This window comes from Microbacterium sp. NPDC089696, assembly GCF_044749125.1.
In the GTDB taxonomy this organism is placed as follows: Bacteria; Actinomycetota; Actinomycetes; order Actinomycetales; family Microbacteriaceae; genus Microbacterium.
Window position 1 is genome coordinate 767,785 of record NZ_JBIVHF010000002.1, and the last position, 15,336, is coordinate 783,120.

At 63.7% G+C, this 15,336-nt stretch carries 12 protein-coding genes; all 12 read right to left on the minus strand.

The features are described 5' to 3' along the window. Window positions 1–113: 113 nt before the first annotated feature. The 12 genes from ACIPY8_RS14135 to ACIPY8_RS14190 all read right to left on the minus strand — a co-directional run bounded on the left by ACIPY8_RS14135 (window position 114) and on the right by ACIPY8_RS14190 (window position 15,289). Window positions 114–2,048, minus strand: a complete 1,935-nt coding sequence (locus tag ACIPY8_RS14135; RefSeq protein WP_400819334.1) for an AAA family ATPase — start codon at window positions 2,046–2,048, stop codon at window positions 114–116. Between the two features lie 214 nt (window positions 2,049–2,262). Continuing rightward, a complete protein-coding gene (locus ACIPY8_RS14140; protein ID WP_400819336.1) occupies window positions 2,263–3,702 on the minus strand; it encodes a purine-cytosine permease family protein in 1,440 nt (479 codons plus the stop codon). A gap of 42 nt (window positions 3,703–3,744) precedes the next feature. After that, complete coding sequence (locus ACIPY8_RS14145) at window positions 3,745–4,611, minus strand: arginase family protein (protein ID WP_400819339.1); 867 nt, start codon at window positions 4,609–4,611, stop codon at window positions 3,745–3,747. 79 nt (window positions 4,612–4,690) lie between these two features. Continuing rightward, on the minus strand, window positions 4,691–5,842 hold the full coding sequence (locus tag ACIPY8_RS14150; RefSeq protein WP_400819341.1) for an ABC transporter substrate-binding protein: 1,152 nt from the start codon (window positions 5,840–5,842) through the stop codon (window positions 4,691–4,693). Beyond that, window positions 5,842–6,690, minus strand: coding sequence for an ABC transporter permease (locus tag ACIPY8_RS14155; protein ID WP_400819343.1), 849 nt, complete (start codon window positions 6,688–6,690; stop codon window positions 5,842–5,844). Before ACIPY8_RS14155 ends, ACIPY8_RS14150 begins: the two co-directional genes overlap by 1 nt. Beyond that, window positions 6,687–7,508, minus strand: coding sequence for an ABC transporter ATP-binding protein (locus ACIPY8_RS14160; RefSeq protein WP_400819345.1), 822 nt, complete (start codon window positions 7,506–7,508; stop codon window positions 6,687–6,689). The genes ACIPY8_RS14155 and ACIPY8_RS14160 overlap by 4 nt, the downstream gene beginning before the upstream one ends. Before the next feature lie 14 nt (window positions 7,509–7,522). After that, a complete protein-coding gene (locus ACIPY8_RS14165) occupies window positions 7,523–8,788 on the minus strand; it encodes an amidohydrolase family protein (protein WP_400819347.1) in 1,266 nt (421 codons plus the stop codon). A 12-nt stretch (window positions 8,789–8,800) separates the two neighbouring features. Next, the gene (locus ACIPY8_RS14170; RefSeq protein ID WP_400819349.1) at window positions 8,801–10,168 is read right to left on the minus strand and encodes an aminopeptidase P family N-terminal domain-containing protein; all 1,368 of its coding nucleotides are present in this window, start codon (window positions 10,166–10,168) and stop codon (window positions 8,801–8,803) included. Between the two features lie 94 nt (window positions 10,169–10,262). Further along, window positions 10,263–11,294: a LacI family DNA-binding transcriptional regulator gene (locus tag ACIPY8_RS14175; protein ID WP_400819352.1), complete on the minus strand. Its 1,032-nt coding sequence runs from the start codon at window positions 11,292–11,294 to the stop codon at window positions 10,263–10,265. A gap of 302 nt (window positions 11,295–11,596) precedes the next feature. Continuing rightward, the gene (locus ACIPY8_RS14180) at window positions 11,597–13,027 is read right to left on the minus strand and encodes an NAD-dependent succinate-semialdehyde dehydrogenase (protein ID WP_400819355.1); all 1,431 of its coding nucleotides are present in this window, start codon (window positions 13,025–13,027) and stop codon (window positions 11,597–11,599) included. 16 nt (window positions 13,028–13,043) lie between these two features. Continuing rightward, a complete protein-coding gene (locus ACIPY8_RS14185) occupies window positions 13,044–14,249 on the minus strand; it encodes an iron-containing alcohol dehydrogenase (protein ID WP_400819358.1) in 1,206 nt (401 codons plus the stop codon). After that, window positions 14,246–15,289 (minus strand): Ldh family oxidoreductase, encoded by a 1,044-nt coding sequence (locus ACIPY8_RS14190; RefSeq protein WP_400819360.1) that lies wholly within the window; start codon window positions 15,287–15,289, stop codon window positions 14,246–14,248. The genes ACIPY8_RS14185 and ACIPY8_RS14190 overlap by 4 nt, the downstream gene beginning before the upstream one ends. Window positions 15,290–15,336: the final 47 nt, after the last annotated feature.

A 15,336-nucleotide genomic window follows, 5' to 3' on the forward strand; every position in this document is an offset into this window, starting at 1 on the left:
CCGACGCTAGAAAAGTCGGTCGGAGAGCGCCTAGTCGCGGTCAACGCCCGACGACGCCTCACTCCACCGCTTTGTCGTTCGGTGCAGTGAACCTCGTCGAGCCGTAGCCAGCGTTAAGCGTTCAGGCCGAGGGCTACGCACAATCGTTCGTGCACTGCTCGGAGAAGATCAGCAACCCCCGGGTCGATCTCGAGGTTCTGGTCTTCAGCGAACTCGCTAGCAACCGCGACCTTCGAGGGTGGGCGGACTCCCGACTCACTAAGCCAGTCCCTGGCCGCGTTCGCCCACGAGGCCGAAAAGCGGTCGGGGAGTTCCAGCGCGCTCGTCGCGCTAACCGCCGCGTGCTCGCCGCGATGCTTCTCCATCGCAGCCATGTAGCTCGCCTCTCGAAGCAGGTTCTCTGCACCTGGCACTCCGAGGGAGACGATGAGGTCGCTCGGAACCGCTCTGCCAAGAGTCCGGGCGAGTTCCACTCCACCTCTATCACCGTCTACGAGATAGGCGACCTTCGCTGCCTGAAAGTCGAGCTCCGGGTAGAGGTCGGACGGCAGCTCGGAGAGCCCCGGCGCGATCTGGTAGGGGAGGCGCGGCAGCCCGGTTGCGAGCCGGATGAGCGTAGGCAGAAGGATCATGTCGCCGGCCCCCTCAGCCACAACAACGCAGCGTGCAGGGGTGAGCGCGGCCGCCGACGCGCCCATCGCCATCATCAGCGAAGTCATCGCGGGGGCTCGTTGAGCCCAGAAACTGTTCTCGATGTGGCTGGTCTCGTCGCCGTCGACCACGACCGCCCTGATACCGACGCCGAGGTCGCTGGGTAGGCAGGCTGGCGAATGTGTGGTGTAGATCACTTTCGCTGCTTGATCCTGCCTTGACAGCATCTCCACGAGGTCGGCCTGCGCATTGATATGCAAGTGATTCTCGGCTTCATCAATGAGCAGGATCGGTGGAACGTCTAGCTCCCGCGATGCGAGGAAAGCCGTGAGCGCGACGAACGACCTGAGCCCCTGCGACCGCTCTTCGAGGATCGAGGAGAAGACCTCGTCCTCGATCAGACCGATCCGAAGGGTCTTGCCTTCGACGTTGAGGTCGACTGCGAGCGACGACTGCTTCCATGCGGATGAGAAGTGGGCGATGAGCTTGCGATTGGCCTGGTTCCGGAGGGTGTTGCGTCGCGACACTTGGTTGGTCTCGACCGCGGCCACCAGGGCTGCGAGATCAAGTTCCGCGAGTCGCGCGAGGTTCGCGAGGGCACGAGGAGTGTCGCTCAGCAGCGCCTGATCCAGCGTGTAGGCGGACTTCAGGTTCCGGTCGGGATCCGAGAACAACGCCATTGACGGTATGCGCTTGACCAGCCGCTCTCGGACGATGGGCTCGGGCGAGGGCTTGGCGAGCCAGCCTTCGATCTTCGCCCACGCCGACCTCAGCGCCGTCGGACTCGAGTACCGAGCAAGCTCTTTGAACAGATCTCGCCCGGATGACAGGAGCTCGTCCCCGACGCTTCGCGCGCGGCGCGCCTCCTCGAAGTACGCGGCCAGAGCCGCCCCGAGCTCATGAAGGTCTTCCGTAACAGACCTTCTATGCTCAAACTCTTCGGGGCTCTCGTCCGCGTTCGGGTTCCCCGTATCGACCCGCATGACCCCGTCGAGACCTGGGACAGCCCCTCGAAAGACGGCAACCTGCTCAACCACATCGCCAAGCGCCGTGCGCGGGTATGGAACGATGCCCACAGATCCCTGACCGTCCGGGGCTCGAGACAGCGAGAGAGTCCTTGGCTGCACCGCCAAGTTCAAGTCATTGAGAACATCGAGGTCGTCGGGCCCTAGCTCGAAGTCGACAGTAACCACGTCGTCATCGTCGGCGACCTCCACCGCTCTGGAACGCTCTTCCGGAGGCAAGGTGAGCTCGCCGTTCACCATCTCGAGAGCCTTGAGCAAGGTGCTCTTGCCAGCCTCGTTAGGCCCAACCACTGCAATGAGCTTCTGGTCGAGTTTGATGGTCGAGTCGACGAGTCTCCCGATGCCCCGGATGTGTGCCCGTAGCAACTTCATTGGCGTTCCCCCCTACGCGACGCTGCCCGCCGACTCGGGTCACGTTATCGGCATCGTATGACATGAGCGGGTCGTGATCTCCAGGCGCGGCAGAGCCTTGAGACAAGTTAGAGCGAACCGGTTCCATGCACCGTGGGCCCCATAGGTCTCCTCATGACGCCTCTCTTGTAAGCGTGGTCCGCGTTCGACCGGACCACGCTTACATCAGGTCCAGCTAGCGCCGCGCTGCCTGACGAATCGTGCCAGTGCTCACTGGGCTGGCATCGACGATCTCGAACTCGGTTCGCAGATCGACACGCCTGCTGAGAATGACGTAGACGGTCGCAGCCACGATGAAACCGATGAGGAAGCTCAGATCCGTCCCGCCAATGAACGCGGCGGCCGGACCTGTGTAGAACGGGACCACGATGAACGGGACCATGAATACGAGCCCGATCACGTAGCTGATCAGACCGTTCGCGTTCCATTTCCCGTAGATGCCACCGTCCTGCTTCAGGATGTCTGTGATGGAGTACTTCCCACGACGCACGAGGTAGTAGTCCGCGAGATTGATGGCCGTCCACGGGATGAGCAGATAGCCGAGGAGTGCGAGGAAGACCCCGAAGTTGCTCAGGATGTCTGCTGGCACGAGGAGACTGGCAGCGATGACGATGGCCCCAGCGACGCCGAGCGCTACCGCGCGAAGTCGTGCTGTCGGTTCGAGGTGCTTGAAGGCTTCGATACCGCTGAGTGCCGCGATAGAACCGCTGTACATCCCCTGGGTGAAGGTCGCGAGCGTGACCACGACCGCGATGACAAGCATGATGGTGCCGAGTCCGAATCCGAACTCGTTGCCGATCTCCGCGAGTGCGCTGACGGCGTCCTGCTCCGGGAACGCGGTGACGGCCACCGCGCCGAGCCCCTCAATCCACGTTGCGGAGACAAGGGTGCCGCAGAAAACTGACACGACCACTGCCTTTGTTCCGATACGTGTCGGAAGATACCTGGTCATGTCAGAGACCATTGGGGCGAGTGCGATCTGGTAACTGGCGGCCGCGGCGATCTGGGCGATGAATGCAGCAGGTACGAATTCGCCGACACTGAACAGAGTGCGCATGTCGAGCACGACGAAGATGGCGATGGCGAGGAACACGAGGTTCGCGACCATGAAGTACGAGGCAATTCTCTCTACCGCCATGATGAGGCGGAATCCGACGATGGCTACCGCGACTGCGACGACTCCCAGCACGAGAGGGTAGATCACGGGCTGGGGCGTGGTGATGGATCCGAGCGACTGACTCGCTGTCTCCAGGTTGAAGATGCCGAAACCGATCTGAATGATGGCAGCGGCCGCAATGGGGATGAGAGCACCTCGAGAACCGAACTGCACTCTGGACTGAATCATCTGAGGCAGCCCCATGTGCGGACCCTGTGCTCCGTGGAAGGCCTGGAAGCTCACCCCGACCACGTTGCCGACGAGGATCGCCACGAGCGTCCACCCAAGGCTGAGCCCGGCGAGAGGTCCTACGGTCCCCGCGAACGCGGTGATGATGGTCGCGTTGATCATGAACCAGAACTGCGTCTGGCCGAACACGGATCCATGTCGCCCGGACTCGGGAACGTGGTTGAAAGAGTTCGTCTCGACCAGTTGGCGAGATTCTTCTGGACGGGTCATGTCGGGTCCTTGGATCAGGATGTGGAGGGGGAGGTTTGAAAGTCAGTGCGCGTCAGAGGACGGGCGTATCAGCGAGGTGGACGAGATGATCTCGCGCAGTGTTTCCAGCCCCTCGGGGATGTGTTCAGCGACGGTGAGCCCGACGAGCTCGAACTCTTCGTCCAGGCTCTGTAGGAGCGCAGCGATGCCCTTCCAGGTCATGCCTGCGTCTTCTCCGACCGCGACACCGTGGAACTCGTCGGCGTCGAGAACATCGAGGTCGAAATGCACCGCAATCTGTCGGACGCCCTTGCGACGCAGACGCTCCACGACTGTTCGCGGAGAGGTCTCGACCTCGTCGACCCGGACGCGATTGCTCCACACCCGGTCGAGGTCCACCAGTTGCGGCACGACCTCCGCGCGAGTACCCACCCAGACAAACTTGTCGGCCGGAACGGTCGTGGGAAGGAGCGTGCCGAGTTCGGTGGCGTCCTGGCCGCTGAGAATGGAAGCTGCCCGGGCGTTCGCGTGCGGCTGCGCATCGGCTGCCCACATGTCCGGGTGAGCGTCCACCCATACGACGCCAAACTCCGGGTACTTCGACGCCAGCCATGCGAACGGTGCGATGGATACGGCGCAGTCGCCGCCGATGGTCAGAATGCGGTCGGGATCAGCGCGGGTGATGATGTTGACGGCTTGCTGGAGTTGCGCGTGGACTTGGCCGTAGGACGACGTCAGGTTCTCTTCGTCGCTTGCGAGCAGTCCCGTTCGGCCGGCCGGCGCCAGTGGCACGGCGACTGCCTCGCTCATCATGTGACCCGGAGCCGGGAGCAGTTGGTTGAGCACCATCGCTCCGAGGCGGTAGCCGGTAATGTCTCCACCTTGCCACTGGGGAAAGGAGAGCCGAAGGGTGCGCGGGGTCTTCGCCATGGTGTTCTCTCGTCGTCGAACGTTTTGGGGGGACGAAACTGGGCACGCGACGCAGGTCGCGTGCCCAGTTATGCCGTGCTCAGGTCAGAGGTGCGTTGACCCAGTCGAGCAGTTCCTGGTCGCCTGTGAGCTGGCTGTAGATCTCTTCGTCAACATAGTGCTGGTCGACGTCAACGCTCTCAGGAAGAACTCCGTCGGTGACGTTCTGGGCTGCGTAGAAGTCGATGGACTTCTTCCAGTACAGGTCGCTGTCCGGGTTGTAGGTGTCGTTCTCCCAGCGATCCAGGGTCGCGAAGCCGAGGAAGTCGTTGAGCAGCTGTTCGATCTCCTCATCGGAGAAGGTAGAGCCGGAGTTCTTGTTGATGAGTTCCGTGATGAGCGGCACGACGTCGTCGGGCTTCTCCGTGACGTACCGGGCGACGCGCGCCCAGAGTGCAGCCATCTTGACCATCGTCTCGGGGTTCTCGTCCAGCCAGTCCTGATCGACAGCCATTGTGTCGTACCAGAGCCCACCCGGGCCGAGGATCTCTGCGCCGCCCATGTTGACGGCACGGTCTGGGTAATCACGCAGAAGCTTGGACTCCTGAGCGAGCGAGCCCATGTAGAAGTCCGCTTGGCCCTGCAGGAACGCCTGGCCGGCACGTGCGTCGTCGGCGACGTCGAGGATCGTGACATCGTCACGGGTGAGGCCAGCTTCCTTCAGCAGGCCGTTCACGAGCGCTCCGAAGGCCGACTCGCGAAGGACGAAGGTGCGACCTTTCAGGTAGTCGAAGACCTCCTGGCGTGCGTCTTCCGGGCTCGTCCCGCTCTCTACGAGGGCGTCATAGCTGGGTGCCCCGTCCTGCCCCACGAGAATGAACCCCTTGAACTGGCTGATGATGAGGGCATCGCGAAGGTCGGGCGACTGCGCGAGGTACGGGAAGTTGCATGCTCCGCAGGTGCTAATCATGTCGAGGTCGCCGCGGGCGAGGGACTGGACGGCCGTGTCCACCTGCGGAAGGTAGGTGAATTCCAGATCCAGACCGAGTTCCTCGGCCATGCCGCTCTGCTCCGCGAACTCCCAGGCCACGTACTGATGCAGCGGTTGCACGGACATCCGCACCGTCGTCAGCTCATCATCTGTGGATTCGGCGGCGCCGCTCGCGCAGCCGCTGAGAGCGACGACGACAGCAGACAGGCCGGCAAGGGAGGCGAGAAGGGATCGGGTAGTGCGCTTGGTGTGTTGCATCATTACTTCACTCCTAGGACGGAACCAACTTGCGAGGACAACTGGTTGCGACCGGTCCAGCGCAGCAGTCGCCGCTGGCCGATGCGGATGAGGGTGTCGAACAAGAACGCGATGAGGCTGTAGATCACGACGATGACGAGGATCCCGGCGGTGTCGAGGAACGTCTGCCGATTGAGCATCAGGTAGCCCAGGCCGTCCTGTGCGCCGATGAACTCCGCGGCGACTCCCAGCCCCCAGGAGGCTGCGGCGCTCACTCGGACGGCACCGACAAGGTGCGGGGTGATGGAGGGGACGATGACGGTCCGGTAGATGAAGCTGCGGCTGGCACCGAGATTGAGCGCGGCCTTGACGTACACCGGACTGACGTTTCGGATCGCTTCCAACGTCGTCACCACCAGCACCACGAAGGTGCCGAAGGCGACGAGGATGATCTGCGGTGTCGTGCCGAGACCGAACCAGAGGATGAACAGCGGGATCAATGCGAACACCGGGACGGGGCGCAACGCCTCGAACACGCCACCGAACAAGTTGCGGATCCTGAAGCTGTACGCGAGCAGCAGTCCGACGATGATGCCCCCGAGTGTGCCGATGAAGAAGCCGGCGAGGGTGAGGCTGACCGTCATCCCGATTGCGCTGGGCAGCAGCGGCGCAAGACCCACCAGGCTGTTCCAGAACATCTCAGGGCTCGGCAGGAACAGCGTGTCGATGAGGCCCGCGGACGTCACCACAGCCCAGAGGACGAGGAGCGCGACAGGCACGACGAGCGCCTCGATAGCCCGAAGGCTCCGGCTGCGCCAAGCGCTGGGCGGACGACGGTATCGGGTGGAAATCTGCGTGGTCGTTGACATCATGCGGCCTTCCTGTGGGAGGGGTCGCTGGCGATGACATCAGCCAGCTCACGACGGAGCTTCTGGAACTCCGGGGACGTCTTGATCTCCACCTCTCGATGCGCGCCGAACGGGACGTCTGCGAGGGTGAGGAACGGGCCCGCACCCTTACGAAGAATCGCGATGCGCGTACCGACGAACAGCGCTTCCTCGAGATCGTGAGTGACGAACAGAGACGTGGAGTTCTGTGCTTCACTGATCTCACGGAACTGCACCTGCAGCCGCTCCTTCGTCATGACGTCCAGAGCAGCGAAAGGCTCGTCCATCAGAATCGACTCCGGTCGAAGGACGATGGCTCGGGCCATGTCGCACCGCTTGCGCATGCCGCCGGAGAGCTCACGCGGGTACGCATCGGCGTACTCGGTAAGCCCCACCAGGTTGATGGCATCGTTGACGAGCTCGGCCGTCTCCTGTTTCGAGACACCGCGCACACGCAGACCGTAGGCGACGTTCTGCCGAACCGTGTACCAGGGGAACACAGCGTCCTCCTGGAAGACCATCACACGGTCCGCACCCGGGCCTGAGATCTCGCTCCCCTGGAGGAGCGCCTTCCCCTGGGTCGGCTCAAGGAATCCGGCCGCGACGTTCAGCAGCGTCGACTTCCCACACCCGCTTGCCCCCAGAAGACAGACGATCTCGCCCTTCTTCACGTCGAGGTTGATGTCGGAGAGGATCGCCGGGCCACGCTCGCTGTAGCGCAGCCCGACATCCTGGAACCGCATGTACGGTTCGTTCGGGTCGTCCTCCCTCAGGGAGACGCCGTTGTCATTGAGGAGTGTCATGGTTGTGTTTTCCTTCAGATGAGGATGTTGCTGCCGTGTCGGATGAGCTGCCCGTTCTTCACGACCAGTGACGGTCGCTGAAGAAGAGTGATGTCCGCGATGGGGTCACCGGGGACGGCGATGATGTCGGCGTACTTGCCGACCTCGAGCGTGCCGGTCTCGTTCTCGACACCGAGGGCTTCCGCACCACGGGCGGTCCCCGCGACCAGTGCTTCCTCCGGGCCCATTCCCCACTCGACCGCGTACTGGAACTCGCGTGCCGCGGTGTCCTGCGGGTGGGTGGGGTAACCGATGAGGTCGGATCCGAGGACGAAGCGAACACCAGCAGCGAGGCTGCGAACGAAGTCGATCTTCATCTGCGTCGTGTGACGGTCGAACACATCCCGTTCCCACTGGGGGTAGTTGTACTCGACGTAGGCGGCCTGGTGGCTGTACAGCTGAGAGATCGTCGAACCGACGAGCTTCCCGGATGCTGCCAGGCGCGCCCGAGTCTCCTCGGTGATGGCGTAGCCGTGCTCGATGATGTCGATGCCGCCGTCCAGGGCCAGGACGACTGCGGCTTCACCGATGCAGTGCGCGCTGACCTTGATGCCGTGAATATGGGCTTCGTCGACCGCAGCCTCGACCTCTTCGAGGGTCATCGCTGCGAGCTGCATGTTCGGGTCATCGCCCCACGCGTGGTACTGGTCGTCGATATACCCCTTGGACAGACCGAGCTTGATCACGTTCGCACCGGCGCGCGTCCGACGACGCACGATCTCACGCATCCCATCCGCGCCATCAGCGATGATGTCCCGCTCACGAGCCCACTCAATGGGGAGGTCCGTGTACTCCCAGGTGCCGTTAGTGGTGGTGATGAACTCGCCAGCAGTCACCAGCTTCGGCCCGGGGATGTGTCCCTCGTTGATGCCTCGGCGCACATCCGGTCCGATGGACGAGCCGAGGTCGCGAGCGGACGTGATGCCCGCGAGCAGCATCTTGCGGGCCTCGCCTGCCGCGCGAAGCGCGCGGTAGGACTCGGTCTCCTTCGGAAGCCGCTGGAGCTGATGGCTCGGCACACCGAAGAAGTGCATGTGCGAGTCGATGAGGCCCGGCATCAGAGTCGAGCCGGATGCGTCGACGATCTCCACATCGGCCGCGAACGTCTCCGACTCCCGAGGAACAATCCGCTCGATCTTCGTTCCGGTCACAACGATGTCGACCGCTTCCTTCACGGGCCCTCCCGTGCCGTCAACGATCCCGTCGCCACGAATGACGATGGTCTTGTCTGCGTGTGTCATGGTCTCGGCTCCTTATCGGGTGAGGTTGCGTGCACCATCGAGCACGTACGGGGTGTGCCAGAGAGGGGTGTTGCTCAGCGGCAGGAGGGACTCGTCCAGCTGCACGCCGATGCTGTCCGCGAGGAAGCTACGACGGGCCTGGATGCGGCCCCACAGCTCGGGGTACAGGTTCGCGATCTCGTCGCGAAGCGCGGCGTCCGCGAGGACCAGCCCGTCCTCGATGCCGACCTCGACGTCTGCGCGTGCAGTGACGGGGATGACGTCGCACTGCAGCATCGAGCCGGAGCGGAGGATCTGGTGGTCGTCTTTCCAGAAGTTGCTGTTGCTCCACTCTTCGTAGTGCAGCTGGTGGCCGGGGTTGAGGGCGAACTGCCACACGGAGTCGTCGCGGATACCGTCGACGACGTCGAACACGTCCGCGGTGTCAGCGCCGACGCGCACCGTCTCGTGCCATGCGGAGAGCACATCGAAGTAGTTGAGGGTGAGGGCGTTGAACAGCTCCGCCTGCTCGGGCTTAAGGTCGCTCTCACCGCCGGCGATGACACCGACGCGTGCGGTCAGGCCGCCCTGGATGCCCTGCGCGAGCTGGAACTTGTCGCCGAGGCGCGCGGGAAGCGGTCGCGGCGAGCCGAGTCCGACGCGGTATCCGAAGTTGAGCATGCGGTGCACGGTCTCGGAGACTCCGCGGCTGAAGTAGCCGTCGCTGAGCTCGTCAGCGTTCACGCCGGGAGTGATGCCTTCCATCGCGCGCAGAACGCTGAGGGAGAGGACGCTCGAGCCGAACTCGAACCGCGAGATGTCGTGGACGGTGGCGACGGAGCGAAGACCGAAGTCGGGGTGCGTGAACAGGTCCTTCGCGTCGCGCAGCTCGCCGTTTCCGACCAGCGTCCGAAGGGCGTCGACGAGGTATGCAGGAGCGGAGAACTGCTCCGCCGCCGACTCGAAGAATGCAGGGCTCAGACGCTTCTGACCGTTGACTCCGACAACGGATCCGGCGGTAACACCGGCGCCGCGCAACAGGCTCTCGAGGGTCGATGCGGCGTCGCGACGCTGCCCACCGGGGCTCAGCTCCTGCCACAGGACGACCTTGTGGCCGATCTCACGGTTGGGGCGGCCGAGGTTCTCGTTGCCGAGGATGATCGTGCTGTCATCAGCGGTGAGGACAAGCAGCCCCTCCTCGAAACGCGGGTCGATGCCGATCAGGTGGTACAGGTCACCGAAGTACTCCCGGTCTCCGTACACGACGAGCGTGTCGAGACCCTTGGACTTCATCAGCTCACGCGCCTGGGCGATCCGCTGCTGGTACTCCTCCACCGTCGTTTCGGCAGGGTTCTCACCGAGTCCGAAGGCGGGAAGGGGGACGTGTGCGTAGCGAGCCATCGTGAGGCACCTCTCTGTGTAAAGCGATTACAGAGAGCATGCACCATTCAGGCAACGTTGCGCAAGTGTTTCGCGAATGTTGTTCGCGCGACCACTACTTTCGAGCGACGGCGGAGCCTCGCACTTGCAACGTGACGGGCAGGACAAGGTCTGCAACACTCGTCGACATCTCGCCGGCAAGTCTGTTGAGCAGGATGTCGATTGCACGGTCGGCCATCTTCTCTCGCGGAAGCCGCACAGATGTCAGCGCCGGGGTGAGGAACTGCGCCGTGGAGATGTCATCCGAGCTGACGATTGAGAGCTCTTCTGGCAGGGACACCCCAAGATCCCGCGCGGCCCAATAGACGCCGAGCGCGATCTCATCGGCGGTGACATAGATCGCTGTCGGACGTTCCGTCTCGAGCAACAGCTGCGAGAGTGCGGAGTAGCCGAAGTCCCGGCTGATCTCACCGAACAGCTGAAGCTCTGGCCGAGGCTGCAGCCCGCACTGCGTCAGTGCATCTTCGAACCCCGATCTGGCGGCGACATTCGATCCCAACCAAGGGGGGCCCCCGATCATCCCTATGGACTTGTGCCCCAAGCTGGCCAAGTATGCAACAGCCTGATTGGCTCCCGAACGGTAGTCGACGCGCACACTATCGAGTTCGAGACCTTCCACCGGCTCCGCGATGGCGACGACGGGGATACCCGCTTCCTGGAACTGACGCACGCCATCGTTGTGCCTATTGGTTCCGGCGAACACGACGCCCGCAATGGGGAGGGACAAGAGCTGTTCGATGAGGGATCCTCGCTTGAAGCCGCGGCTACGAGTGGTGCAGATCACCGTCTCCAGCCCTGCCCTCTCTGCTGCATCAGCCACACGGTCGGCCAGGTCTGCGAAGTAGGCGATCTCGACTCGGGGAACGACGATTGCGATGAGTGGCGTCCTGGTCGAGGACTCCTCCGCTTGTGGTTTGATGTAGCCGATCTCGGTCATCGCGGACTGGATCCGCTCTTCGGTATCGGCAGCAATCTCCAGTTTGCCGTTGAGATACCTCGACACCGTCGATGGTGCGACGCTCGCGATCTCTGCGACCGCATGAATGCTCGGCCTGCGGCGCTTTCGCTTAGGGACTTCGGTAGTCATGAACCCACGATAGTTCGTTGCGTAACGTTGCGCTAGCGACGACGACCCGCGCGACCTGGGCCACGACAAGAATTGCGCGTCTAGGCCGAGGACCCCTCGTTCACGACAGCCCGGGACAACAGCGGTTGGGCTGACCAACCATCGCCGTCGGCTCCGCACCTTCCGAGAGCGCTACCTCGTTCAGTAGCGCCCTCGGCTGGCCTGGGGGCGTGATGCATGGAGTCGTCCGCCGTCACGTTTGAGGAAGGTGTGATGGCGTGTGCGCTGACCCCGTCCCACGGTGCTTCGCGGCTGTACTCAGGTCAGGGATTCAGAGCGATGTACTGCTCTTCGAGGAACTCGAGAATCCCCTCGGAGCTGCCCTCGCGGCCGAGGCCCGACTGCTTCATCCCGCCGAACGGCGCGGCGGGATCACTCACCACCCCGCGGTTAACAGCGACCATTCCCGCCTCGAGCCGGTGGGCCACGGCGATAGCTTCGTCCTCGTCACCGAATACATAGGCCATGAGACCGAACTCGGTGTCGTTCGCCATCCGCACAGCGGTGCCGATGTCAGGGACGCGGACGACAGCTGTGACGGGACCAAAGATCTCAGTCGCGTTGATGCGGCTTCCGTGCTCTACCGATGTCAGGAGGGTCGCCGGGTAGAACGCACCCTCGACGTCAGGAGTCAATCCCCCGAGCTCGACCGTCGCACCGTCGTCTACCGCCGCACTCACCAAGGCGGCCACCTTGTCCCGCTCGCCGACCGACACCAGGGAACCTAGGTCGTTTGCGGGATCCAGGCCACTGCCGAAGGACACTCTCGAGAGGCGGTCCCGCATGCGCGCCACGAACTCGTCATGGACGTCGGTGTGCACATAGAAACGGTTGGCCGCGGTGCACGCTGAGCCTCCATTTCGCATCTTCGCAAGGAAGGCACCTTCGACCGCGAGGTCGAGGTCCGCGCCGGGGAGGACGATCAACGGGGCGTTGCCGCCGAGTTCCATCGACGTGGAGACCACGGAGTCTGCACTAGCGTGAAGGAGTTCGCGCCCCACCTCGGTCGACCCGGTGAACGAGAGCTTTCGCACGGCCGGGTGATCGACCATCTTTCGGACGAGGGGACCAGTCGGAACCGGCGTGACCAAGTTCACGACTCCGGATGGCACGCCGGCTCGTTCCATGACATCGACCATGTAGGCAGCGGTGAGAGGGGTCTCTCGTGCAGGCTTGAGGATCGCGGTGCAGCCGGCGGCAAGGGCGGGGGCGAGTTTACGAGTCGCCATCGCCGCGGGGAAGTTCCACGGTGTGATCAGCAGTGCCACTCCGATGGGCTGTCGGGTCACGACGATGCGCTTGTCGCCGGCGGGCGAGAGACGATACTCGCCGGGGATGCGGACGGCCTCCTCGGCGAACCAACGGAAGAACTCTTTCGCATAGTTGGCCTCGCCCACCGCGTCCGCCCACGCTTTGCCGTTCTCGCGCACAATGATCTCCGCGAAGACGTCGAGTTCATCCGTGAGGATGTCGTATGCGCGGCGGAGGATCTCGCTGCGGGCTCGTGGCGCAGTGGCCGACCATCCAGGGAGCGCTCGTGCGGCCGCCGCGACCGCGTCAAGGCAGTCGCCTTCGCTGGCTGCGGCGAACTGTGCGATCTCTGTCCCGTCAGCAGGGTCGATGACGGGGAATGTCGTGCCGTCGGCGCCGTCGCGCCAGGCGCCGTCGACGTACAGACGTGTGAACAGTTCCATGCGATGTCTCCGATCTTTATGCGCGCAGAGATGCGCGGTCACCCGCGTGGGCGGCTGTGAGGATGTGCGTGAGGAGGTCGATGTCGGCGGGGACTGGGGAGATCCCGGCGAGTCGACGTGATGAGAGAGCGAGCTCGGCGATTCTTCCAAGGTCGCCTTGCTTGATGCCGATGTCTGCGAGGGAGGCGGGCACACCAATTCGATGCACGATCTGAGCCACACGCTCGATGGCGGCCTCCGCGGTCGACTCAGTCCCGAGAGCATCTCCGATTCGAGCGAGTCGTTCGGGAACCGCCGAGGAGATCGCCTGCATCACATAGGGCAGCATCAGTCCGGTTCCCAGTCCGTGCGGTGTGTGCGTGAGGGCGCCGATGGGGTACTGGATCGCGTGGGAAAGGTGCGTTCCGGTGTTACCGAAGGCGAGCCCCGCGAGGAGGCTTCCTTTCGCCATTGCAGCACGCGCGTCGCGATCCGATGGTGTGTTCACCGCTCGTTCGAGATGCGGCCCGATCAGGCGTACCGCTTCGAGTGACAGCGGGTCACTCAGGGCGTTGCGACCGATGAACACTGGCTGGCTTTCGTTGAAGACAGTGCTCAGATCAGCAGCGGTGTACGACTCGATGGCGTGAACGAGCGCATCGATCCCGGAATACGCCGTGACTGTCGGCGGAGCACCCAGCGTCAGTTCTGGGTCGACGATGGCGGTGTGAGGGATGAGGTAGGGGCTTGAGATCCCTACCTTCAGCTCACGCTCGGTGTCCGCGACAACGGCGACCGGCGTGACTTCGGATCCTGTGCCTGCTGTGGTGGGAACCGCGATGAGCGGGAGCACTTCCCCGGGGACCGCGTTCTCCCCGTAGTAGTCGGCGAGGGTTCCACCGTGAGCGACGAGGAGCGCGACAAGCTTCGCCGCATCCAGCGCGCTTCCCCCGCCCCATCCGATGATCACGTCTGGTGCGAACGCGGCAGCGACTTCGGCGGAAGCCTGCAGGGAGGTCACCGGCAACTCGGGCAGGACCTCGGTGTGAACGCACGTGGTGACGCCTGCCTCGTCGAGCTGTCGGAGAATGCCTTGGAACTCGGCACTCGGTGCGAGGAACGGGTCGACGACGATGAACGCGCGTTCACCGAGCTGATGCGCCGCGTGCAGGATGGCCTCGCGTGATCCGAAGCCGAACTGAATGGATCGCGGGAGGCGCAGAACGCCGATGCTGGTGGTCATGTAGTGCTCCTTGATGAGGCGGCGTGCAGTTCGAGAATCTGGTCCCAGAGTTGAGCGTCGACAGGAATGCCGTGCTCGAGGCGTTTCGCGCGCAGCTGCCTCGCTCGATCTCCTGGAATGAGTACCGGAGACCCTGGCGCACCTTCCTGCCTCAGCGTGGAGAGATAGGCCGCGGCCGCTGACAATGCGGGCGAGTCCGGCTGCACGGGGATAGCGATGAACACGTCACCCTTCGTCGGCGGGAGGTCGACATCCAAGGTGCCGGAGACATCGCGGCCGAAGGCTGACCCAGCAAGCACTCCGACGAGAAGCTCCAAGGCGACGCCGAGGGCATATCCCTTCGCGCCTCCGAACGCAGAGATCGCCCCCATGGTCGCCGCCACGGCATCCGTCGTCGGTTGCCCGGCCGCGTCCACTGCCCAGCCAGACGGAAGGGCCTGACCGCGAGCGGCGTAGTCCAGAACCTTTCCTGCGGAGACGGCAGCGGTCGACATGTCCAGGATGAGCGGGTCGTCGGCCGTCGGGACGCCAATCCCAATGGGGTTCGTTCCTACCATCGCCCGAGATCCGCCGTGGGGCGCGACGAGGGCCTCACTCACGGTGAGGACCACTCCGACGCATGACTGTGTCGCGAGGTGCTCGACGTACGGGGCAAGCATGCCGATGTGTCCTGCGTTGCGGATCGACGCGACCGCGATGCCATGCTCACGAGCAGCTGACACAATGAGATCCATCGCATGGTGGGCGACGACGGGGCCCAGACATGCCTGCCCGTCGATGTCGACGCGCGAATGTCCCTTCCAGGTCACGACGGGCTGCATTCCCGAGGTCGAGACTCCGTTGCGGAGCCGTTCTGAAAGAACCGGCAGCCGGCGCACGCCGTGAGATGGTTGTCCGCGCAGTTCGCCTTCGACAAGCATCTGTGCCTGTCTGGTGGCGTCGTGGGAGGTTGCGCCGTGCGCCCGAAGCACGGCGGCGATCACGCCCTCCATCTCGGCGGCCGATACGACGACCTCACGGGTTGCCTGTTGCTCTATCACTCCGCCACTGTGTCAACAGCGAAGCGTTGCTGCGAGGTATGGTCCCG

What these genes read in the sequence shown, in the direction of transcription:
- ACIPY8_RS14180 (WP_400819355.1), bottom strand. Translation starts at nt 13,027, where the DNA reads ATGGAACTGTTCACACGTCTGTACGTCGACGGCGCCTGGCGCGACGGC.
- ACIPY8_RS14170 (WP_400819349.1), bottom strand. Translation starts at nt 10,168, where the DNA reads ATGGCTCGCTACGCACACGTCCCCCTTCCCGCCTTCGGACTCGGTGAG.
- ACIPY8_RS14155 (WP_400819343.1), bottom strand. Translation starts at nt 6,690, where the DNA reads ATGATGTCAACGACCACGCAGATTTCCACCCGATACCGTCGTCCGCCC.
- ACIPY8_RS14150 (WP_400819341.1), bottom strand. Translation starts at nt 5,842, where the DNA reads ATGATGCAACACACCAAGCGCACTACCCGATCCCTTCTCGCCTCCCTT.
- ACIPY8_RS14175 (WP_400819352.1), bottom strand. Translation starts at nt 11,294, where the DNA reads ATGACTACCGAAGTCCCTAAGCGAAAGCGCCGCAGGCCGAGCATTCAT.
- ACIPY8_RS14165 (WP_400819347.1), bottom strand. Translation starts at nt 8,788, where the DNA reads ATGACACACGCAGACAAGACCATCGTCATTCGTGGCGACGGGATCGTT.
- ACIPY8_RS14185 (WP_400819358.1), bottom strand. Translation starts at nt 14,249, where the DNA reads ATGACCACCAGCATCGGCGTTCTGCGCCTCCCGCGATCCATTCAGTTC.
- ACIPY8_RS14160 (WP_400819345.1), bottom strand. Translation starts at nt 7,508, where the DNA reads ATGACACTCCTCAATGACAACGGCGTCTCCCTGAGGGAGGACGACCCG.
- ACIPY8_RS14135 (WP_400819334.1), bottom strand. Translation starts at nt 2,048, where the DNA reads ATGAAGTTGCTACGGGCACACATCCGGGGCATCGGGAGACTCGTCGAC.
- ACIPY8_RS14145 (WP_400819339.1), bottom strand. Translation starts at nt 4,611, where the DNA reads ATGGCGAAGACCCCGCGCACCCTTCGGCTCTCCTTTCCCCAGTGGCAA.
- ACIPY8_RS14140 (WP_400819336.1), bottom strand. Translation starts at nt 3,702, where the DNA reads ATGACCCGTCCAGAAGAATCTCGCCAACTGGTCGAGACGAACTCTTTC.